17 protein-coding genes and 1 pseudogene are annotated in these 21,161 nt (G+C 38.7%); 7 read left to right on the plus strand and 11 right to left on the minus strand.

What is annotated here, in order from left to right:
- The first annotated feature begins 17 nt into the window (after positions 1 to 17).
- Positions 18 to 1,334 carry a 23S rRNA (uracil(1939)-C(5))-methyltransferase RlmD gene (rlmD, locus tag H4J59_RS08775; protein WP_182238608.1) on the plus strand — a complete coding sequence of 439 codons (1,317 nt, stop codon included), beginning with the start codon at positions 18 to 20 and terminating at the stop codon, positions 1,332 to 1,334.
- Positions 1,335 to 1,370: 36 nt separating this feature from the next.
- The gene (gene relA, locus H4J59_RS08780) at positions 1,371 to 3,572 is read left to right on the plus strand and encodes a GTP diphosphokinase (protein ID WP_182238610.1); all 2,202 of its coding nucleotides are present in this window, start codon (positions 1,371 to 1,373) and stop codon (positions 3,570 to 3,572) included.
- A gap of 250 nt (positions 3,573 to 3,822) precedes the next feature.
- Here relA and H4J59_RS08785 read toward each other — a convergent pair whose 3' ends face one another.
- Positions 3,823 to 4,119, minus strand: coding sequence for a hypothetical protein (locus H4J59_RS08785; RefSeq protein ID WP_182238612.1), 297 nt, complete (start codon positions 4,117 to 4,119; stop codon positions 3,823 to 3,825).
- A 292-nt stretch (positions 4,120 to 4,411) separates the two neighbouring features.
- Here H4J59_RS08785 and mazG (H4J59_RS08790) point away from each other — a divergent pair.
- From mazG (H4J59_RS08790) to H4J59_RS08805, 4 genes and pseudogenes are all read left to right on the plus strand, one after another.
- Positions 4,412 to 4,555, plus strand: a pseudogene (mazG, locus tag H4J59_RS08790) (nucleoside triphosphate pyrophosphohydrolase); the annotation flags it as partial.
- A gap of 36 nt (positions 4,556 to 4,591) precedes the next feature.
- Entirely contained in the window at positions 4,592 to 5,068 is a 477-nt protein-coding gene (locus tag H4J59_RS08795; RefSeq protein WP_182238616.1) for a hypothetical protein, read from the plus strand.
- An 8-nt stretch (positions 5,069 to 5,076) separates the two neighbouring features.
- Complete coding sequence (gene mazG, locus H4J59_RS08800) at positions 5,077 to 5,877, plus strand: nucleoside triphosphate pyrophosphohydrolase (protein WP_182238618.1); 801 nt, start codon at positions 5,077 to 5,079, stop codon at positions 5,875 to 5,877.
- Between the two features lie 56 nt (positions 5,878 to 5,933).
- Positions 5,934 to 6,734, plus strand: a complete 801-nt coding sequence (locus tag H4J59_RS08805; RefSeq protein ID WP_182238620.1) for an enoyl-CoA hydratase-related protein — start codon at positions 5,934 to 5,936, stop codon at positions 6,732 to 6,734.
- A gap of 154 nt (positions 6,735 to 6,888) precedes the next feature.
- Here the strand turns inward: H4J59_RS08805 and ltaE are convergent, their stop codons facing one another.
- Together ltaE and H4J59_RS08815 are read right to left on the minus strand one after the other, a co-directional pair.
- Positions 6,889 to 7,899, minus strand: coding sequence for a low-specificity L-threonine aldolase (ltaE, locus tag H4J59_RS08810; protein WP_182238622.1), 1,011 nt, complete (start codon positions 7,897 to 7,899; stop codon positions 6,889 to 6,891).
- 112 nt (positions 7,900 to 8,011) lie between these two features.
- Positions 8,012 to 8,740, minus strand: coding sequence for a YebC/PmpR family DNA-binding transcriptional regulator (locus H4J59_RS08815; protein WP_182238624.1), 729 nt, complete (start codon positions 8,738 to 8,740; stop codon positions 8,012 to 8,014).
- Between the two features lie 209 nt (positions 8,741 to 8,949).
- Between H4J59_RS08815 and H4J59_RS08820 the strand changes: the two genes are divergently transcribed.
- Complete coding sequence (locus tag H4J59_RS08820) at positions 8,950 to 9,648, plus strand: hypothetical protein (RefSeq protein ID WP_182238626.1); 699 nt, start codon at positions 8,950 to 8,952, stop codon at positions 9,646 to 9,648.
- On the opposite strand, the gene glsB is transcribed toward H4J59_RS08820, so the two are convergent.
- From glsB to H4J59_RS08860, 8 genes are all read right to left on the minus strand, one after another.
- Positions 9,635 to 10,567 carry a glutaminase B gene (gene glsB, locus H4J59_RS08825; RefSeq protein WP_182238628.1) on the minus strand — a complete coding sequence of 311 codons (933 nt, stop codon included), beginning with the start codon at positions 10,565 to 10,567 and terminating at the stop codon, positions 9,635 to 9,637. The two genes, H4J59_RS08820 and glsB, sit on opposite strands and share 14 nt — an antisense overlap.
- Before the next feature lie 436 nt (positions 10,568 to 11,003).
- Positions 11,004 to 11,513 (minus strand): tetratricopeptide repeat protein, encoded by a 510-nt coding sequence (locus H4J59_RS08830; protein WP_182238629.1) that lies wholly within the window; start codon positions 11,511 to 11,513, stop codon positions 11,004 to 11,006.
- Between the two features lie 196 nt (positions 11,514 to 11,709).
- Positions 11,710 to 12,582: a LysR family transcriptional regulator gene (locus H4J59_RS08835; RefSeq protein WP_182238676.1), complete on the minus strand. Its 873-nt coding sequence runs from the start codon at positions 12,580 to 12,582 to the stop codon at positions 11,710 to 11,712.
- A 367-nt stretch (positions 12,583 to 12,949) separates the two neighbouring features.
- A complete protein-coding gene (locus tag H4J59_RS08840) occupies positions 12,950 to 14,584 on the minus strand; it encodes an AMP-binding protein (protein ID WP_182238631.1) in 1,635 nt (544 codons plus the stop codon).
- A 301-nt stretch (positions 14,585 to 14,885) separates the two neighbouring features.
- On the minus strand, positions 14,886 to 16,301 hold the full coding sequence (locus tag H4J59_RS08845; protein WP_182238633.1) for a coniferyl aldehyde dehydrogenase: 1,416 nt from the start codon (positions 16,299 to 16,301) through the stop codon (positions 14,886 to 14,888).
- A complete protein-coding gene (locus H4J59_RS08850; RefSeq protein ID WP_182238635.1) occupies positions 16,301 to 18,649 on the minus strand; it encodes an RND family transporter in 2,349 nt (782 codons plus the stop codon). Before H4J59_RS08850 ends, H4J59_RS08845 begins: the two co-directional genes overlap by 1 nt.
- A 10-nt stretch (positions 18,650 to 18,659) precedes the next feature.
- Complete coding sequence (locus H4J59_RS08855; protein WP_182238637.1) at positions 18,660 to 19,793, minus strand: YCF48-related protein; 1,134 nt, start codon at positions 19,791 to 19,793, stop codon at positions 18,660 to 18,662.
- A gap of 273 nt (positions 19,794 to 20,066) precedes the next feature.
- The gene (locus tag H4J59_RS08860) at positions 20,067 to 21,092 is read right to left on the minus strand and encodes an AraC family transcriptional regulator (RefSeq protein WP_182238639.1); all 1,026 of its coding nucleotides are present in this window, start codon (positions 21,090 to 21,092) and stop codon (positions 20,067 to 20,069) included.
- Between the last annotated feature and the right edge of the window lie 69 nt (positions 21,093 to 21,161).

A 21,161-nucleotide genomic window follows, 5' to 3' on the forward strand; every position in this document is an offset into this window, starting at 1 on the left:
GGCAAACTAAGATAGCTATGGCAAATTTTTTTAAAGCAAGCCCGAAAAAAGCACCGATACAGCAACACATAACCGTTAATGTTAGCCACCTTGATCAGCAAGGCTGCGGCGTTGCCTTTCAGGGTAAAAACCCAATTTTTATTGAAGGTGCACTGCCCAATGAAACGGTTGAAGTTAATGTCTATGAGCAAAAAAGTAAGTTTGCAAAAGCAAAATTATTGCGTGTTATTAGCGCCAGTGCAGCGCGAGTAGAAGTTAAGTGTCGTCATTACTTTCAGTGTGGTGGTTGTAATTTACAGCATATGGACTACTCGCAGCAGTTAACTTATAAGCAAGATAAAATAACACAATTACTTGCTCGCCAAGCACTCAATGAAAGTCTGCCATGGCAGAGTCACCTTATCAATGAACCATGGCATTATCGCCGTAAAGCAAGAATTGGTGTGCAATATAATAAACGTGGCGCGCCGATTATTGGCTTTCGTCAACGCGAGAGCAGCCACTTAACTGAAATTAAGTCTTGCCCAGTAATCGTCGAAGCATTTGGTCATATTTTTACTGAACTAAAAGAACTTCTGCCAAGGTTGTCAGGTAAAAATGCCATCGGTCATATTGAAATTATTGCGGCTAATGAGCAGGTGGTTGTGGTGCGACAATTAGTGAAAGCAACGGCACAAGACAAAAAGCTTTGGCAACATTTTGCTGATAAAAATCAATGGCTAGTTTACTTTGATGACGGTAATGAGCTTACACCACTGACAGAAGATAAAACCTTGTTTTATGCCTTAACAGATGCAATAAAAATTGAATTTTCGGTGAATAACTTTATCCAGGTCAATCATCTGGTTAATAAGCAAATGGTGGAGCAGGCGCTGACTTGGTTAGCGCTTAATGATAACGATATTGTGCTCGACCTGTTTTGTGGCTTAGGTAACTTTAGTTTACCTATTGCCGAAAAGGTCAGTCGTGTTGTCGGTATTGAGGGCATCTCAGTAATGGTAGAGAAGGCCCAAGAAAATGCGCTGAAAAATGATATTCACAATTGCCAATTTTATCAAGCGGATTTAAACAGTGATTGGCAAGACCAGCCTTGGGCAAAACAAAAGTATACTAAGGTTTTACTTGATCCTGCTCGTGCCGGAGCTTATCAAGCGTTAACGCAATTACTGGCCTTTAATGTTAATCAGATACTTTATGTCAGTTGTGATCCGGCGTCATTAGCCCGTGATGCAAAATTACTTATCGATCACGGTTATAAAATTGAAAAAATAGCCTTAATGGACATGTTTGCACAAACAAAGCATGTTGAAACTATGCTAATGTTTAGCTTATAGCGTTGTTGAAAAATTGAATCACAGGTAGGGAGTTCCATGGTTTCTGTGCGTAAGTCACATCAAATGTCACAAGCAAGCTTTGAGCAATGGCTAGCGGCGCTTGAATTAGACAATGACAAAAAAGCAGCGTTAGAAAAATTGTATCAAAAGGTAAATTATTTATTTGATGATAGTACCCCCTGCCAAACTAAATCTTTAGAAATGGTGGAAATTCTATCGGGTTTAAATCTTGATACCGACTCATTATGCGCGGCTTTTATCTGTCCTTTGTATGAGTATAAGTGCATTAGCCTTGAATATATTAAAGAGAATTTCTCTAAACAAATATATTTACTGTGCAAAGGTGTTAGCCAAATGGAAGCGATCAAGGCGTTACAGCAATCACAATCTAGCCTAGTCAATACCAATCAAATTGACAATATTCGCCGTATGCTCTTGGCGATGGTTGAAGATGTTCGCGCCGTTGTTATTAAGCTTGCAGAACGCTTATGCCACCTACGCTTGGTAAAAGATAGTGATGAAGAAACCCGAGTGTTAGCGGCTAAAGAAACCAGCAATATATACGCACCATTGGCCAATCGTTTAGGTATTGGGCAGTTAAAGTGGGAATTAGAAGATCTTTCTTTTCGTTACTTGCACCCTGAGGTTTACAAAGAAATTGCCAAAGAACTAGATGAAAAACGTCTCGACAGAGAACGCTATATGGCTGAATTTGTTGATAACATATCTAAGCAATTAAAATCGTCTGACATTAAAGGTGTTGTTTGCGGACGCCCTAAACACATTTATAGCATTTGGAAAAAAATGCAACAAAAGTCGTTAGACTTTGAACAGCTATTTGATGTGCGTGCAGTACGCGTTATTGTTGATGAATTACAAGGTTGCTATGGCGCATTAGGTCTAGTGCACACTAGTTGGAAGCATTTGTCTAAAGAATTTGATGACTATGTTGCAACACCAAAAAGCAACGGCTATCAATCAATTCATACCGTAGTTATCGGCCCCGAAGATAAAACAATAGAGATTCAAATCAGAACACAACAAATGCATGACGATGCAGAATTGGGTGTTGCAGCGCATTGGCGATATAAAGAAGGTAATGCCAGTGGTAAAACCTCAGGTTTTGATGAAAAAGTCAGTTGGTTAAGAAAAATCCTACAATGGCAAGAAGACGTGTCAGAAAGTGGCGAATTACTTGATGAACTGCGTAGTCAAGTATTTGAAGACCGTATTTATGTTTTTACCCCAGGTGGTGATGTGGTTGATTTACCCAGTGGTGCAACCCCTTTAGATTTTGCTTACTATATTCACTCCAATGTTGGTCACAGTTGTATTGGCGCAAAAGTATTTGGTCGAATAGTTCCTTTTACCTATCTTTTGCAAACCGGCGATCAAGTTGAAGTCTTGCGCAGCAAAACACTCAATCCGAGTAGAGATTGGTTAAACCCCAGTTTAAATTATCTTCATACACCGCGTGCTCGGGCCAAGGTACAACATTTTTTTCGTTTACTTGACCGAGATAAAAACCTTGCTGCCGGTAAAGAGATGTTAGACACTGCATTGGGTAAGTTACAGTTATCTTTGGCTAAAGTTGATTTTTCTGCGGCGATAGAGCGTTTTAATTTTACGACAAAAGATGACTTATTTGCTGCGGTAGGCTCAGGCAGTACACGCTTGTTACAAGTGGTTCATTGTTTACAACAGCAAGACGAAAAGTTAAAACCTGAAGTAGATATTGATCCGCAAAGCTTAATTCGTCAGCCCCAACAAGCTGACACAGAAGCTGCTGATAATAATGGTATTACCGTTTCAGGTGTTGGTAACTTGTTGACTCACATGGCAAAATGTTGTCATCCTGTGCCAGGGGATGAAATCGCTGGCTTTATTACTCAAGGACGTGGGATTTCAGTGCATCGGGTTGACTGTGAGCAGCTCGCCAACGCACTGAATCAGCAACCAGAGCGTGAAGTAGAAGTACAGTGGGGCATAAATAACAAAAAAAGTTATCAAGTGAGTATCAACATTATTGGTGGTGATCGCCAAGGCTTACTCAGAGATATCTCGACGATTATTTCCAATGAAAGAGTCAGTATTATTGGTATTGAAAGTCATACCGATAACGCTAAACAAAGTATGAGCATGACCATAAAAGTGGAAATAGCCAATAACGAAGCATTAACGCGCTTATTAGCTAAATTAAAGCAGTTAGATGACGTTGCAGAAGTTAAACGATTATAACCAGTCATTAAGTTATTTTAACGACAAACTCTTCAGAAAAAAGCTGAGCGTGTGAGATGTGAATTAGGCAACCCTAGAAAGGGTTGCCTTTGTTATAGTAAGCCGAATTTTTCGTTGATATTACCCTTCAAATTTTTATAAAAAAATGACTTCACATTACAGTCGTTTCATTATTTAATATTAATCGGATGATAGCCAATTGCGTGATTACTCCTTTGAATTAAACTATTAAATTCATCGCTAAGTTTTTCTATTTTTCTATCCCCGCTTGTTTGTTGAATGCTTCCATCCACTTTATTCCTTCAGCAGATATGTCCCATTCCATGGATGAATAACCCTCTTTTAAAGTCCATGCTGTAGCCATATCCCATTCACCACTTTGCAGCCTTATAATATAAGGTACTTGAGTTCCCGCTGTTTTAGATGCGGGGAAATAATGGTTTGTGATTATTTCCATAGCTCTATCCACTTTTCCGGGTTTAAAGTCGGTATAGGTAATTGACAGGTACTCAACATTTGTTAAATTTTTAGGCTTTTTTTTCTGCATCAATCTTTTTTTCTTCTGTATCAATTGTAAACGGCATTACAGTTTACAAAAAAGCCAAACTAGTAATGATAGGCTTTCTCAGAATTATTCTTCTTTTGTAAAATTTATTTTTACTGCATGTTTTATTTACTTTAAAAGTTTAGTGCGAAAAACAGACAATAATGAATCGCCAATATCTTAATATTAAGGAATGTAATATATTGGCTTAATATGATGAATTAGGATGCTAGGTTAGCTATACAAAGTAGTAGGTGCTGTATAGCGCTAAGATAAATAGGCAGGATATTTAAAAATGTTGAACGACAAACCCTCAATAGAAAAACTTCGTTGGATCATGTCCGAGTTACGTAACCCTGAAACGGGCTGTCCTTGGGATCTGAAACAAACCTTTGTCTCTATTATCCCCCATACCCTTGAAGAAGAATACAAGTTGTCACGGTATAGTTATTAATATTCAGGGATGTGATGTTTAATGAAATTCAAAAAAAGCACAAGTTACTTTATTGTTAAGTACGCTTATTTTCTCATTTTGTTAATAATAGCTTACTTATCTTATTTTGTTTTTGAACATCCTGACTTCCAGGTGAATAAAAGTCACTATTTACAGAAAATTTTCGCCTATTATGCTGCTCCATTCATTATTCCTTTATCCGTAATCTGTCCGGTTTATCTTTGGTTTAAGTATCGAACATTAGAAGTGAATCTAGCTGACAAGGTGATTAAACTTAATAACAAATTTATTGATATCAGTATTGTTAAGGAAATATATATAAAATATGGGTCTATTACAGACTCATATGAATACACCTTTTACGAAGTAATTCCAATGGAGTACCAAAAACTTTTGGTTATCCCCATGTTTTTTGAACCAGCTTCGCAAGTCGATTTTGAAAAAGAGTTGAATGAATTCTGTATGAGAAATAAAGTAAAACTAACAAGCAATAAGTGAATTTAAAAATGTTAAATGAAATACCATCAATAGAAAAACTTCGCTGGATCATGTCCGAGTTACGTAACCCTGAAACCGGGTGCCCGTGGGATTTAAAACAAACTTTTGCATCGATTATTCCGCACACGCTTGAAGAAGCTTACGAGGTAGCTGACGCTATTGAGCAAGAAGACTTTACTGAGCTGGAAAAAGAGCTAGGCGATTTATTGTTTCAAGTGGTGTTTTATAGCCAACTTGGCGAGGAAGAAAAGCGTTTTGATTTTGACAGTGTGCTGAGTGCTATTTGTGAAAAATTGATCCGCCGTCATCCCCATGTTTTTGCGAGTAGTGACTTTGAATCTGAGGCGCAAGTCAAAGCTAACTGGGAAAATGAGAAGGTTAAAGAACGTCAGCAAAAAAATGACGATAAAAACTTAAGTATTTTAGCCGATATTCCACGAAACCTGCCGGCGTTATCACAGGCAGCAAAAATTCAAAAACGCTGTGCCCATGTCGGCTTTGATTGGCATAATATTGATGACGTTTTTGCTAAAGTTGAAGAAGAAGTGTTAGAGGTAAAAGCGGAGTTACATCGAGACGATACCGCTTTAGCTGAAGAATTGGGGGATTTAATGTTTGCGGTAGTTAATTTATGTCGACATGCTAAACAAGACCCTGAAGCTTTACTGCGCCAAGCAAATAATAAGTTTACTCGGCGCTTTTGTGGTGTGGAAGCGCAAGTTAATCGCGCGGATAAAAGTTTTCAACAACATTCGTTAGACGAGCTTGAAGCCTTTTGGCAACAAGTGAAAATTGCTGAAAAATCTTAAGCCCTAATTAACCTTAACATTAGGTAAGGTTAATTAATAAAATTATCGAGGTAAAAATGAGTTCACTACCCGCATTAGTTGACAGTAAAATAACGCTAAATAATAAAGTGCTTACCTTAACATTCAATCGCCACGATGTGCGTAACGCCTTAACGGGTACTGCCATTGCCGACGATATTGTCAATACCGTTGAATGGATTAATCGTACGCCTGAAATTGCTGTGCTGATTATTACCGGTGACGGCTCTGCGTTTTCTTCTGGTGGAAATATAAAAGATATGGCTGAGCGCACAGGAGATTTTTCCGGTGATGTACAAGCACTAGAAAGACGTTACCGAGAAGGTATTCAACGTATACCATTAGCTTTACACAAATTAGAAGTACCGGTTATTGCGGCGGTTAATGGCCCAGCAATAGGGGCGGGTTTTGATATTGCTAATATGTGCGATATGAGAATAGCATCAACAAAAGCTAAATTTGGTGAAACCTTTGTTAACTTAGGTATTATTCCAGGTGATGGCGGCGCTTGGTTTATGCAACGCTTAATTGGTTATCAAAAAGCCGCTGAGTTAACCTTTACTGGCCGTGTAATCGATGCGCTAGAGGCGAAAGAAATGGGTGTGGTATTAGATGTAGTTGAGCCAGAATATCTACTTGAGAGAGTACAAAAGCTAGCAAACGAAATAGCGGCTAAACCTGTGGCGTCGTTACGGTTAACAAAACGTTTAATGAAGTTAGCACAGCGTACAGAGTTGCCCGATTTTCTTGATATTTGTGCCGTGTTTCAAGGCATGTGTCATAACAATCCAGAGCATTTGAGCGCAGTAAATACCATGATCGAAAAACTGGCAAAATAACAGTGACTCACAAAGGTTAACCCACGCGTTAACCTTTGTGAGTATTAGTTATGACTCTTTTTTACTCTTCGTTTGACACATAACTTCACACTTAACTTCACACTCAGTGCTAATGCATAAACAGTTATTAGCTTACTTTAATGCTAGTAGATGTTTAGTTTAAGGCACTGCTTAATTTTGTAATAAAGTTATCTATAGCCGTTTTATCAATATCTAAATGAGTGACTAGTCGCATAGGGTTGCCCGCAGATAAGAGTATTTTATCTGCCTTTAACTTGTCGACCAAATTAGCCATATCCACAGCTTCAGAGAATTTTGCGAAAACCATATTAGTCTCTACTTGCTCCAGATTGACTGAAATATCAGCAAACTGGTTTAAGGCATGCGCTAAATATTTCGCATTAATGTGATCTTGTGCTAATTTTTCTGGATTTTGCTCTAGTGCTATTTTGGCTGCTGCAGCGATAATACCGGCTTGACGCATGCCGCCACCCACCACTTTTCGCCAGCGCTTGGCACTTTTTATCAAAGCTTGTGAGCCAAGCAATAACGAACCTATTGGCGCGCCAAGGCCTTTTGATAAACAAATAGACACTGAGTCTACGTGTTGGCAAATTTCAGTAATATCGACATTTAATGCGCTAGCCGCATTGTAAACTCGCGCACCGTCTAAATGCAGGGCTAGATTGTTTTGCTGAGTAAACTCACGCGCTTTTACCATATAAGTTAACGGCAGGACTTTACCGTTAATGGTATTTTCAATACTGAGTAAGGTAGTACGAGCAAAGTGAGAGTCGTCAGGTTTTATTGCCGCCGCAAGCTTTTTAAAGCATAAAGAGCCGTCTTGCTCATTGGCTATCGGTTGTGGCTGAATTGAGCCTAAAATAGCCGCGCCACCGCCTTCAAACTTATAGTTATGCGCTTGTTGTCCACAAAGGTACTCATCACCTCTTTGGCAATGTGCCATTAGCGCTAATAAGTTAGCTTGTGTACCTGAACTACAAAACATGGCACTGGCAAAACCGTGTCGCTCTGCTGCCCAAGACTCAAGGTCATTCACCGTAGGGTCGTCGCCATAAACATCGTCACCCACCTCAGCGTTTGCCATCGCCGTACGCATTGCTTTACTGGGGCGAGTTACTGTGTCAGAGCGAAAATCAATCATGTGGCACCTTAGGTTGTTAGGGCAAGATAGTGGCGATTAAAAAAAGCATCTTAACGTCATTTAGGAGTCAAATGGATTAAGACACTTTTAATCAAGCAGTTTTTCCTGAAAGTTATTCTTCAGCGAGTTCAGCATTGTGATAAATATTTTGTACGTCATCACAGTCTTCTAGCATGTTGATAAATTTTTCAAAATTAGCTAAGTCGTCTTCACCTGAAATTTCAGTATAGGTTTGTGGTACCCAAGTAATTTCTTCTACTTCGAGCTCAATTTCAGGCATGCTGTTGGCAAATTCTGTTTTGATTTTGAAAAATTCAGTATGTGGTGCGTAAACGGTAATAATACCGTCTTCAAGCTCAACATCAGTCACATCGATGTCAGCCATCATTAAGTTCTCTAAAACACTTTCATCGTCTTCACCTTTAAAAGCAAATAACGCTTGATGATCAAACATGTGTGAAACAGTGCCTGATGAACCAACTTTTGAGTAAGTTTTAGTAAAACATTGACGCACATCTTTAATGGTGCGATTGCCGTTATCGGTTAAACAATCAATAATGACCATACAGTTGCCTGGGCCAAAGCCTTCGTAGCGTGATGCTACATAATCTTCGCCGCCAGCACCTGTCGCTTTTTCTAATGCTTTTTCAATAACATGTGTAGGAACTTGATCTTTTTTTGCTTTTTCAATCGTCCGACGTAAAGCCAGGTTACCATCGGGGTCTACACCACCATTTTTCGCTAGTACATAAATTTCTTTGCCATACTTTGAATAAACTTTAGTTTTTTGACCCGCAGTTTTGGCCATTGATAATTTACGGTTTTGGTATGCTCTGCCCATCTGAATACGTCTCGTTGCTGATAATTAGAATTGCTATAGCTTAGATTCTAACGGGTAGTGTCGGCTATTTCTAGTGCTTAGCCCATTTGAGCTTTCAAATTTTAAAATAGTAGGTAAAATTTACCCCCTAATTAAGGTCAATTATTTGCTTGTTTTCTCTGTCAACGTTAGTGGTACTTAACGACCTGGTTACTTATTGGAGGGTTTGGTTGAATATAATTTTTGTCGCTGATATTTTTGGTTTAACCGATGAGTTTAAGCACTTATGTCAGCAAGTTACTGCTAACCTTGAGCAAGGTCTTGGCGTTGAAAATGGCTATGGTGTGGAAAAATTCTATGGCGTTAAATACCATATGGTTGGCCCTTATCAACAACAACCGAAATGTTTCACCTGTGAGCGTGACGCTTATCAGTACTTTACTGAAAACGTGAGTTTAGAGGGTTACGTTAACAAACTTGAGCAAAAGCTGTTGGCAATATCAGGCAGTAAATTGTTGGTGGGTTTTAGTGTTGGCGGCAGTGCTATTTGGCAGTTATACGCGCAAGGCGCGGTTAAGCAAAGCTTAGGGGCTATTTGTTTTTATAGCAGCCAAATTAGACACTTAACTCAGTTAACACCCAATATTGCAACTAGGTTGATTTTACCTAGCACAGAGCCACATTTTTCAGTGGCTGCATTGCGCGCTGTTTTACGAGACAAACCCACCGTCACTATTGAGCAAAGTGAATACTTACATGGTTTTATGAATCAATTATCAGTGAACTATGATGGTGACGCCTATTTATATTACCTTACAAGGCTGGCTGATTTATTATCAAAACAATACTCGGAGCATATTTTAGAAGAAAAAATCTTGCGCGAGTATTATTTTGAGCGAGTATTAGATGATGGTGTTAATGGTAAATAGACAAGCCTAACTCTTGGGCTAAACTCGCCACTAAATTTGTGCCAATCACTGAGTTACCAAAGCTATTTAACGGCGGACTCCAGGTACAAATAACACCATAGTTAGGCACTATCGCAATAACACCACCGCCTACGCCACTTTTTGCTGGTAAGCCAATAGAGAAAGCAAATTCGCCAGACTGATCATACATACCACTGGTGGATAATATCGCGTTAACTCGATGGGCATCTCTTGGCGTGCAAATAGCTTCTTTAGAAACGGGGTCGATACCTTTATTTGCTAAAAATAGCAGGCTAGTTGCCAGTTGTTCACAACTCATGGCGACTGAACATTGGGTAAAGTAATGACTTAATACCTCAGGTATTTCTGATTCTATATTGCCAAAACTTTTCATTAAATAGCCTAATGCAGCGTTTCGGCTACCATGGGCTAATTCTGATTGGTAAACATGGTTGTCGACATAAATACTGTCATCATGAGCTAACGAGCGCATAAAACTTAAAAAGGCTAACTTACTAGAAGAAAAGTGGCTAGTGAGCACATCAGCAACCAATAAGGCGCCAGCATTTATCACTGGATTTCGGGGAATACCTTTTTCCCACTCTAATTGAATAATTGAGTTAAAGGGTTGCCCAGACGGCTCCATATTAACCCGTTGCCACAAGTCATCGCCGATGCGGTTCATTGCCATCACCAAACCAAACACTTTTGAAATACTTTGAATCGAAAAGGGCTCTTGATAGTCGCCAGCGCCAACAGTTTTACCGTCAATAGTGGAAACACAAACAGCCATTCTTTCTGGGCTGACTTCAGCCAAGGCGGGAATGTAATCGGCTACTTTACCTTGAGTATAAAATTCTTGTTGTGCTGTGAGTAAGGTTTGTAATTTGACCTGCAAGTTGGAAATGTCTTTTATCATATAACGGACTTTTTTATCTTTTGAATGGCTTGCAATATTGCATGAGGGACCTTCATTATGCACAAAAAGTGATACATGCCTAGCGCTTTGTTAGCCTCACTATATTTAAGTTAATAAATCACTAACAAGGTGATTTTATTTGTTGCTCTATAGTATGAAAACTTATTTATTGTAGATAGTTGAAATCTTGGTTCAATGATTTAAATACGGTATTTTATTTTACGATTATAGAGTGGTGTTATGTTGGTTTTGACATTATTCATTACCTTAGCTAAAAGCTTATAAATTCTGGTAATGAATAATGCCGTCTTTTTACTCAACATCCCACTGACTAATCGAGATATGCTTAATTTCAATCATCAAGCTAATGGTTGAGCTAATTGTGTGAAGTATATTATTGATCATTTGTCTGCTCCTAGTTGGAAAGATATCAGCGTTAATCAGATAACGCCGCTATTTTTTCTACTTTGGTTACTGGTAACAGTCGTCTAATTTTTTGTAAATTACCCGCTGTAATGGGGTTTTCGTCAATGGTAACAGCAAATTCAAAGTCTTTTAATGCTGCGGTTAATTGATTTTGTTTATACCTAGCAACACCACGGTTACTGTAATTAAGTGAGGTTAAATAGCGAACTTTGCTACTTTGACGCTTGATAGACTCTATGCTGTCGATCGCCTCTGTACAGGCTGACTCTGATTTATTGTTCTGTGCAGATTGCAAATAAGCAACACACAAATTCATTTTACGATCATAAAAATCTTTGCTACTTTCACTAGCGGTTAATTTTTTGATCCCCAATTCTACTTCACCTTTAGTTATGTCGGCAGTACCCACAGTCCCTTTTACAACAGCCACTTGGAATATCGCTTCATTGGCTAAAGTTACATGCGTAGTACTTAATAATAAAGTGGCGAATAGTGTGTTTTTTAACATTGTTTTGTTCATGTTGTTATCCCATATGTGTTGTGCATCAAATTGATACAACAACAATATAAAGATAAGCCCAATAACTGACAAACGATTAGAATACACCTATCAAGTGAATAAAATTCAACTGTATGTCAGTAGTTTAACTCTGTTGTTAGCGAACCATTTATTTCAGGTCGAACATCAGCATTTAACGTTTATAAGCGTAAGGGGATTAAATGGTGAAGGTTTCTTTTACCCATTGAGCAAAGAGCTTCAGCTTTGTATTATTATCCATATTTTCATGCTGAATAAGATAATATTTATCATTGGTATTTAATTCCTCGTCAAATAGCTTTACCAGCAGTTGTTCACTGAACCAGGCTTTACTCATTGGCAATGGCACTAATGCTATACCCATGCCTTGTTGTGCCGCTCTAACTACAGCATACATACTGTCAAATTGGATGATTTGTTTAGGGTCAAAATCGTCAACATTATTTTTATCAGCCCATTGATGCCAAGACCATGGACGTGATCTATGTAAAAGTAATGGTGTGGTTTTTAAGGCAGAAAAACCGGTGTTTTTTAGCTTTTTATAAAGTTTTTTGTTACAAGCAGGAGCATAACGAATAGGAAATAACTCTTGAACTATTTTTGCATTAGGCTTGCCATTAGCAAGCACAATAGATAAATCTGCAGACAGTGATGGTTCGCTGCCAGACTTAACCGTTTCTAGTTGTAGGTTAATGGTTGGGTTATTTTGCGACCACTCTGATAAACGAGGGATAAATAATTCGCTGGCAAAAAATTCTGGCAAACTAATGACAATAGTTTGATTTTGTTGCTTTTGCGTAAATTCGTCTATGGTTGATTCTAATTGATTAATTAAAGGTTGAATCGATTGGTAAAACTTTTTTCCGGCACTGGTAAGTTCAATGGTTCTGGTGCCACGATTGAATAAAACCATACCTAATTGTGTTTCAAGTTGTTTTATTTGATGGCTAACGGCCGAGGGAGTTAAAAATAATTGTGCTGCAGCATGCTTAAAGCTTAAGCATTTCGACGCTACGCAAAATGAGCGTAGGCCACGTATAGGTGTTTGAATTGGCATAGTTAACATATTTTAATAAAGACAAATGCTTTATAGCAAAACTTAAGCCGTAATTTAACCTATTGATTTTATATGATTTATTTTATTAATTGCACTTTGAAATACCGCCTAGTGCACCATTATAGTGTGCTTGCACCAAAATAATATTGTCGATAAAAAATAATGAAAAAAAAAGGACATCAATTGATGTCCTTAAAATGAAACAAATTAACTATGTAAAAAACGTTCTTTGAACCGGGGGAGATCCTAAAACAAGATCATCTTAAGGCTATTATCTGTTGACAGCAAACGAGAAGAATTCATTCAACGGTTGAATTATTTTCACTCATTGCCTTATAACAGCGATAGCCAACCCTAAATACTATCTTAGCTCTCTGCGTAATAATTTACCGACGCTTGATTTAGGGATTTCATCGATAAAAACCACATGTTTAGGGACCTTATAGCCAGTTAACCCTTGGCGACAAAATTTTATAACATCTTGCTCAGTAATACTTTTATCTGCTTTAACGATAAAAAGTTTAACGGCTTCGCCGGTTTTATCATCAGTTACGCCGATGCAAGCTGATTCTAATATGCCGGTCATTCTAGCTACTTCAGCTTCAATTTCGTTAGGATAAACATTAAAACCAGAAACATTAATCATATCTTTTTTACGATCAACAATGTGGAAGAAGCCTTGCTCGTCCAGCATGCCGACATCGCCGGTTTTAAAGTAGCCATCAGGAGTCATACATTCATTGGTGGCGGCAATATTGTTCCAGTAACCTTGCATAACTTGTGGACCTTTAGCACATAGCTCGCCGGATTCGCCTTGTGCGACTACATTGCCATAATCGTCTCGAATAGAAAGATCAGTGCTGGGCACGGGTACACCAATACCGGGTATATAAACGGCTTTGCCATTAATGGTAGTGCCAAAATTTAATGACACAACCGGTGCAGTTTCAGATAAACCATAACCTTCGTTTAGCCTAACGCCGGTCACTTGTTGCCATTTGTCTGCTACCGCTTGCTGTACTGCTGCGCCGCCGCCCAGAGAAATTTTTAATGATGAAAAATCAACTTGATCAAAGCCTGGCGTGTGTAATAAACCATTAAATAAAGTGTTTACCCCAGTGAAAACAGTGGCGGGCGTGTTTTTCCATATCTCGACAAAGCTCGCCATATCACGAGGATTAGTCACTAAAACATTTTTAGCGCCAAAATAGAAATAGCTCAGCGTATTCGCCATCAAAGCAAAGATGTGGTACATAGGAATAGCGGTAATAACAACGTCATTACCGTAATTTATCTTATTTTTAGCAAACTCTTGGTATTGCATAATATTGGCAATTAGATTGCCATGGCTAAGCATAGCGCCCTTAGATAGCCCAGTAGTACCACCGGTATATTGCAAAAATAATAAATCAGTTTGGCAGAGGGTCGGCTCAGTCAGGGTTAAGCTTTCTCCTTGCGTTAAGGCATCAGTAAAACTTATGGTTTGGCTCAAACGCGGATCAACAGGATCGCAAGGTAAACCTTTATTGACTAAATCGTCTAAGTTAACTGTAATAACATTTTTAATATCAGTTTTTTCAATAACATCAGCAAGCATTTTTGTTGAAGGTGAAAATATGATGATGGTTTCGACTTGAGCATCATTAAGTTGATGCGCAAGTTCCCGTGGTGTATACATAGGATTAACATTTACTTGCACGCCGCCAACACGAATAATGCCCCACATAGCCACTGGAAAACATAAGGTATTCGGACACATCAAGGCGACACGTTCACCTGGAAGAATATTGAGTTCGTTTTGCAGATAAGCCGCAAAGGATCGTGATAGTACATCTACTTGTTTGAATGTCAGCTCAGCGCCGAAATTACTATAGGCGGTTTGCTGATCATATTTAGCGGTTGTTTGATGAAATAAAGCCAATAAAGAGTCATAACGATTTAAATCCACTTCATGAGCCACGTTTTCTGGATAATTTTTAATCCAAGGTTTAGTCATGTTATTTCCTTTAGCAACTAGATGCGTTGGTGCTTGAAACAAAGAGAGTAGAACAAGCAAAGTAATATGAAATTGTAAATTAATAATAATTTCATTAAGTTATTGATCAGTCGTAGCGGTTAAAATACATCACGGCAGCGGTGCTATCAATCACAATATTCAAGTATTGCTGCTAAATAACTGCAGGTACTTATGTTTAGTCTGTAACAATAAACATCTGGCTGATTTATTTTCTTTGCGCACAAAAAGATCAAAAACTTAATAAAAGTGTCATGAGTAAATTATTTACTCATGAGGTTAATTAACGAATAAATAATTTAAACAAAATTTGATGAATTTTATTACCGAATGGGGGAAATAATAATGTCCCTAAGCTTATTTTTCCTCGTGAAAGTACCGATTTTCCGTGCGAGAAAGTTTTAAAACCTTCACTACCATGATATTGCCCCATGCCAGAGGCACCAATACCACCAAAAGGTAAATCATCAATAGCGACATGAAAAGCGGCATCATTAATACAGACACCACCGGCATGCGTATTTAATAACACCTGTTGTTGAAATTCCTTGTTAAAACTGCAAATGTACAAGGCCAGTGCACGAGGTTTACTATTGATATAAGTAATGGCTTCGTCAATATTGTTATAGCCAATAATAGGTAACAAGGGGCCAAAAATTTCTTGCTGCATCACGCTCATGTCGTCATTAACATCGGTGAGCAGTGTTAAAGGCATTTTTCTCGACGCGCTATCACTGCTCGTTGGGGTCAAGGGTATTATGGTTGCCCCTTGCGCTTTAGCATCAGTTAATAAACCATCAATTCGGGCTTTTTGTCCATCATTTATGATACAAGTGCAGTCGTCATTTTCTAGTGTATTAGGGTACATACTTTGATAAGCGCTTTGAAAAGCTTGAGTTAGCTCTGATACTTTGCTTTGTGGGCAAAAAATATAATCTGGCGCCACACAGGTTTGGCCAGAATTAAGCGTTTTACCTAAAATCAATCGACTGACTGCGGTTTTTATATCGATGTCTTCATCAATAATGGTCGGTGATTTACCGCCTAATTCCAAGGTCACAGGGACTAGATTTTCAGCGGCAGCTTTCATCACTAATTTACCAACACCGGTAGAGCCAGTGAAAAATAAGTGATCGAAACTTAAACTTGAAAATGCCGCCGCCATGTCAGCTTCACCACACACTATCGCCACTTGATTACTCGGGAAAACCTTCGCCACTAACTTGGCTAATAAGCTGTTGGTTTTAGCTGTGTATTCACTCATTTTTATCATCGCAGTATTACCTGCGGCTAATGCTGTTGTTAATGGCCCTAAGGTCAAAAATACCGGATAATTCCACGGCGCGATAATACCGATAACACCTTTAGGTTGATAAATAACCTGACCTTTTGCCGGTTGAAATAAAATCCCGATATGTCTTTTTTCAGGCTTCATCCAGTTTTTTAATTTTTTTATTGCATAGTTAATACCCATAACGGTGGTGAGAATATCACCTATTCTTGAGTCATCAGCACTGCGATGGCCAAAATCTTCGCTCATGGTGGCAATAAAAGCGTCTTGATTATCAACAATAAGCGCTTTTAACTTGATTAAGTCACTAATGCGCTCTTGATAGCTAGGATAAGTATGCTGAGCAAAAAATGCTTTTTGTTGTAAAAAAGTCTCATTTAATGCTGTTTGTGTGATTATTTCTGTCATTACTTCTTGTCCTTGTCAGAGCCTATCTTCAGTAACCATGCAATAGCTGGAATTAGTGTTAGTGCTCCTAACATATTAAAAATAAACATGAAAGTTAGTAATATACCCATGTCGGCTTGGAATTTTATCGGTGAAAACACCCAAGTAGCTACACCAATAGCTAAGGTTATACCGGTAAAAGCAACGGCTTTACCTGTTTGGTTTAAAGCGTAGCGATAAGTCATGTATAACGATTTACCTTGGCCGAGTGCTTCTTTAACTTTACTGAAAATATAAATACCGTAATCAACACCAATACCCACACCTAAGGCAATAACAGGTAAGGTGGCAACTTTTACGCCAATACCTAAAACGCCCATTAAACCTTGGCTCATGATACTGGTTAAAATTAATGGCGTGATAATACAAATCACGATGCGACCACTTCTAAAGGTGATTAAACAAATAATAATCACAATGGCATATACCCAAACTAGCATTTCAGTTTGTGCATCTTCAATAACCATATTAGTGGCAGACTCTATACCGGCATTACCTGCAGCCATTAGAAATTCGACACCATCAACTGGGTTTTCAGCTTTAAATACTTCTACCGCTTTAACCACATTGTCTAGGGTTTGTGCTTTATGATCATTAAGAAAGACCAGTACGGGCACCATAGAGCAATCTTTGTTCATCAAACCTTGTGGTGTTTTAGACAAGGAAGCGTTGGTCATTAACTGGTTGCGATTTAAGCCATACCATTTTAATGAACCTTCGTTCATGCCAAACAGACCAAACTTTGAAACATCGGCAACAGACTTTACCGCTTGTACACCAGCCACATTGCGTAAATGCCATTGAAATTGATCCACCCACACTAGGTTTTGATATTGAGCACATTGCTCAACGTTAGTTTTAACCATAATGACAAATAGGTCGGTACTGGTACTGTAATTTTCAACAATATAAGCATTGTCTAAGTTATAACGGGAATCAGGTCTTAGCTCGGGTGCACCGGCGTCTAAATCACCAATTTGCATGGCTTGTGAGAAATAAAGCCCTAAAGCAAAAAGAATAATGCCAACGGCTATCGCTACTTTTGCAAGTGGCGGTTTAGCAAAGTTTTTAAACAAAAGCTCAACAATACCGGTTTTATGAGCTGATTTTTGGGCGTATTTTAAACCAGCAGGAGAAACACCGATATAACTCATTAAAATAGGCAGTGCAACTAAGTTGGTGACAATAATAATCGCGACACCAATACTGGCTGCTATAGCGAGTTCTCGGATCACTTCAATATCAATCACCATTAAGGTGGTAAAACCGATAGCATCACTGACTAAAGCAGTAATACCGGCAATATAGAGTGAGCGAAAAGCAAGTTTGGCCGCATCAATTTTATTAGCGCCAGTGACGCTATGGTGAATAATTGAATTGATAATTTGTACGCCATGGCTAACACCAATAGCAAAAACTAAAAAGGGCACCAACATTGAATAAGGGTTAATACCAAAACCGAGTAAATTCAGAATACCGAGTTGACAACATACGGCAAAAATAGAGAAGACTAATACCGACACTGTGCTGCGTATACAGCGTGAATAAAACCATAATAATACAAAGGTAATAAGCACGGCTAAAACGAAAAAGGCAACCACCTGTAAAGCGCCATCGATTAAATCACCGACCACTTTTGCAAAGCCAACAATACGAATAGTAATATTGTCACTACTGTATTTGTCACGTAGCTTTTCTTCTAAAATCTTTGACAGCTCTCGGTAATCAAGCGGCAAACCTGTTTCAGGGTTAATGTCTTGCAAGGGCGCTAAAATAATGGCTGATTGGAAATTATTCGCCACTAGCACGCCTATTTGTCCTGACTTAAAGATATTCGCTTTAACGCGTTCTATCATTTCAGCCGAACCATCATAGCCATCGGGGATTACGGCGCCACCGACAAAACCTTCTTCGGTGACTTCTTGCCAGCGAACATTAGGGGTCCACAATGATTTAAGGCCGTCACGACTTACGCCTGGAATATAGAAAACTTCGTCAGTCACTTGCTTTAATGTTTGTTGAAAATCAGCATTGAAAATGTCACCTTGATTATTTTCTACCACAATGCGAACCACATTACCTAAATCAGCCAGTTCTTTTCGATAGGTTAAAAAATTATTTACAAAAGGATGATCACCGGGGATCATTTTAGTAAAGCTAGCTTCGGGCTTAACGTTAACCGCTTGAATGGTCAGTAAAACGATACAAACGGCAATGATGGTCATCACTATCGCGCGATGACCAAAGACGAATCTCTCTATAAGTTGCTCTAACTTGCTAGCCGAATGAACGGGTTTATTCTCTGACATAAGTTTGCCCTTACTGCTTAAGTAACCAGGTTAAAATACCGAATTGTCCGGCGAGAACTAATGAATTTTCTTGCACTAAAACACTTGAAAGTGCTGCCCCTGAAGGGTGTTTATTAATAGCCAGCGTGCTGAGGTCTTCAGGGAGCAAATCGACAATTAAGCCCCCGTGGCCGACTAAGTAAGCTTTACCTTGTTTAGAGAAGGTGCCGCCGAGTAAGCTGGCGCTAGTAGGTAGCTTTTTATGTTGCCAATGCGCGCCACCGTCAAGCGATACCATCAGGTTGCCTTGTAAGCCAAAAGCCACCAATTGGGCAGAGTTTGTCGGATTGGCGATAATGCCAAATAGGCTGCCAGAGTAAGGTAAAGCCATTGACGACCAAGTTTCACCTTGGTTGTCAGAGTGAAAGCCCATGCCATTTTCGCCAACAATATATAACTGGTCGTCAGGGGTGGTAATTATAGAGTTCAGATGAAAGCTATCAGGGTTATCAAGGCGCTTACTGATTAATAACCAAGTTTCTCCCTGGTCATTGCTGGTCAAAAATGAGCCGTAGGCGCCAGTAGCAAATAGGGTGTCGTTAGCGGTACTTGTGACAGATAAAAGCGGTTTATTGGGGCCAGAGATTAATTCTAATTGGTTATCTTCAATGGCAAAGGCTAAGTCTTCAAGTTGGTAGGTTAGCTCTTCAAGTTCGTCTTCATCTTGCGTGTTCGTTATCACTAACTGCAGGGCTTTATATTGTGCTTTCACCTGGGCTATTTTAAGCTTAGTCAGCTCAGCGCCAGTAAATACTTTACGCCAGGTATTACTCTCAGGGGCACTTTTGAGAATGACACCATCATGACCCACAGCTATTTTGCTGCCGTTAGACAATACCCTGATGCTGGTTATAGACACACTCACTGGGGACTGTTGTTGCTGCCAATCGGACTGACTTTTCCCGCTAATAATATGACCACGTTCACCTACCGCTAGAATAGCGTTATTATCAGGCGTCATGGCCATAAGTACACTTTTACTGGCTAAAGCGCTTTGCTTCGCGGGTAACTCAAGTAAATCTAAGCTAGTTTTCGCTTCAGCTAAATTAAGCTGTGTGAGAAAAAATAAGTTTATCACGCTAAGAGCAATATAAGATGAGCGCATAAAAGTCCTAATAAGTTATATAAATCTACTGACTAGTATTGATGAAAAAAATTTAATTTAGAGGTGTTAAACGTGCCAAATGATTATCTTTGCAACACAGTTAATTTTTGATGGGATTTTTGCCGCTGAATTTGCACTATGTGATGTCGCTAGCATCAATTTAAATTTATTATCTTCAAAGCTTTAAATTGATTCTAGCCATTATATACAGGGCAGCCAAACTGCAGGTTTGTGCAGGTTTGTGCAAGTTGAGCAAGACTGAGCGCTAATTTTTTATGGTTTACGGCCTTGTCGATAATCACCAGGGGTTTGATAAGTCCAGCGTTTAAAAGCACGATTAAAATTACCGACACTAGAAAAACCCACTAAATAGCCAATTTCACTTAAGCTTAAATGTTTTTGAGTAATGTAATTCATCGCTAATTTTTTACGCGTACTTTCTAATATTTCTTTGTAACTTGTGCCTTGATCACTTAGTTTGCGTTGCAAATTACGCAAACTCATACCAAGAAATTCAGCTATCTCAGTTTGTGATGGTGCGCCGAGTGGTAAGAGTTCAAAAATTTTGTTTTTGATGATATGTGTTAGATCATTTTTATCAACTCTAGCCATAAATTCGTCAAGCATTTTTTCATGGCTATGAGTGATTAAGGGATTACCACAGAGTAATTTTTCTTTCGTTTGCTTGAGATCAAAGATAATCGCTGTTTGGCTACTATCAAACTCGACTTCACAGTTAAAATAATCTTTTAAAAAAGTCACGTCATAACGGGGAGTAGGGTAAGCAAAACAAACTTTTACTGGCGCAAAGTCTAAGGTAACAAGCTCACGAGAGAAGCGGATAATGGTCGCTAGAAAAGTCTCGACAGTTTCTTGTGATAGTACGGGTCTATTGGTTGATTCATAAGTAAAAATGTTCATTTCAAACACTAAGTGTTCATTGCGTTCATGATTAACTAATTGACAAGTGTTTGACACCACACGTTTGTAATGAGCAATACGCTCCAGTGCATCATATAAGGTATTTGAAGACATCATGGCATAACCTAACGCATGAAACATACCTGGATGAAATTGCTCAGCTACTAATACAGAAAAATCATGACGGTCTAATTTTTTATTACAATATTCAAGTAAATGGGCAAACTTTTCGGCAGCAATACTAGACTCTTGATCCTGCATGACATCGAGAGAGATATCACATGCTTTTAGCGCTTTTGCAGCGTCAATGCTATTTGCTTGCATAGCCCTTGAAATAGGGATCATCCAGCCAGTTAATGTTGAATAATAATCTTGCACTGCATTACCTATATTTTTGATTGTTTTTCCATTTTACGACTATTGCACGAAATGACAACAGGTTGGCGC

This window comes from Colwellia sp. MB02u-10, assembly GCF_014077185.1.
In the GTDB taxonomy this organism is placed as follows: domain Bacteria; phylum Pseudomonadota; class Gammaproteobacteria; order Enterobacterales; family Alteromonadaceae; genus Cognaticolwellia.

Bases quoted from the DNA above. Each gene is read 5' to 3' on its own strand.
- rlmD (WP_182238608.1), top strand. From the start codon at position 18: ATGGCAAATTTTTTTAAAGCAAGCCCGAAAAAAGCACCGATACAGCAA.
- relA (WP_182238610.1), top strand. From the start codon at position 1,371: ATGGTTTCTGTGCGTAAGTCACATCAAATGTCACAAGCAAGCTTTGAG.
- H4J59_RS08785 (WP_182238612.1), bottom strand. From the start codon at position 4,119: ATGCAGAAAAAAAAGCCTAAAAATTTAACAAATGTTGAGTACCTGTCA.
- H4J59_RS08795 (WP_182238616.1), top strand. From the start codon at position 4,592: ATGAAATTCAAAAAAAGCACAAGTTACTTTATTGTTAAGTACGCTTAT.
- mazG (WP_182238618.1), top strand. From the start codon at position 5,077: ATGTTAAATGAAATACCATCAATAGAAAAACTTCGCTGGATCATGTCC.
- H4J59_RS08805 (WP_182238620.1), top strand. From the start codon at position 5,934: ATGAGTTCACTACCCGCATTAGTTGACAGTAAAATAACGCTAAATAAT.
- ltaE (WP_182238622.1), bottom strand. From the start codon at position 7,899: ATGATTGATTTTCGCTCTGACACAGTAACTCGCCCCAGTAAAGCAATG.
- H4J59_RS08815 (WP_182238624.1), bottom strand. From the start codon at position 8,740: ATGGGCAGAGCATACCAAAACCGTAAATTATCAATGGCCAAAACTGCG.
- glsB (WP_182238628.1), bottom strand. From the start codon at position 10,567: ATGATAAAAGACATTTCCAACTTGCAGGTCAAATTACAAACCTTACTC.
- H4J59_RS08830 (WP_182238629.1), bottom strand. From the start codon at position 11,513: ATGAACAAAACAATGTTAAAAAACACACTATTCGCCACTTTATTATTA.
- H4J59_RS08840 (WP_182238631.1), bottom strand. From the start codon at position 14,584: ATGACTAAACCTTGGATTAAAAATTATCCAGAAAACGTGGCTCATGAA.
- H4J59_RS08845 (WP_182238633.1), bottom strand. From the start codon at position 16,301: ATGACAGAAATAATCACACAAACAGCATTAAATGAGACTTTTTTACAA.
- H4J59_RS08850 (WP_182238635.1), bottom strand. From the start codon at position 18,649: ATGTCAGAGAATAAACCCGTTCATTCGGCTAGCAAGTTAGAGCAACTT.
- H4J59_RS08855 (WP_182238637.1), bottom strand. From the start codon at position 19,793: ATGCGCTCATCTTATATTGCTCTTAGCGTGATAAACTTATTTTTTCTC.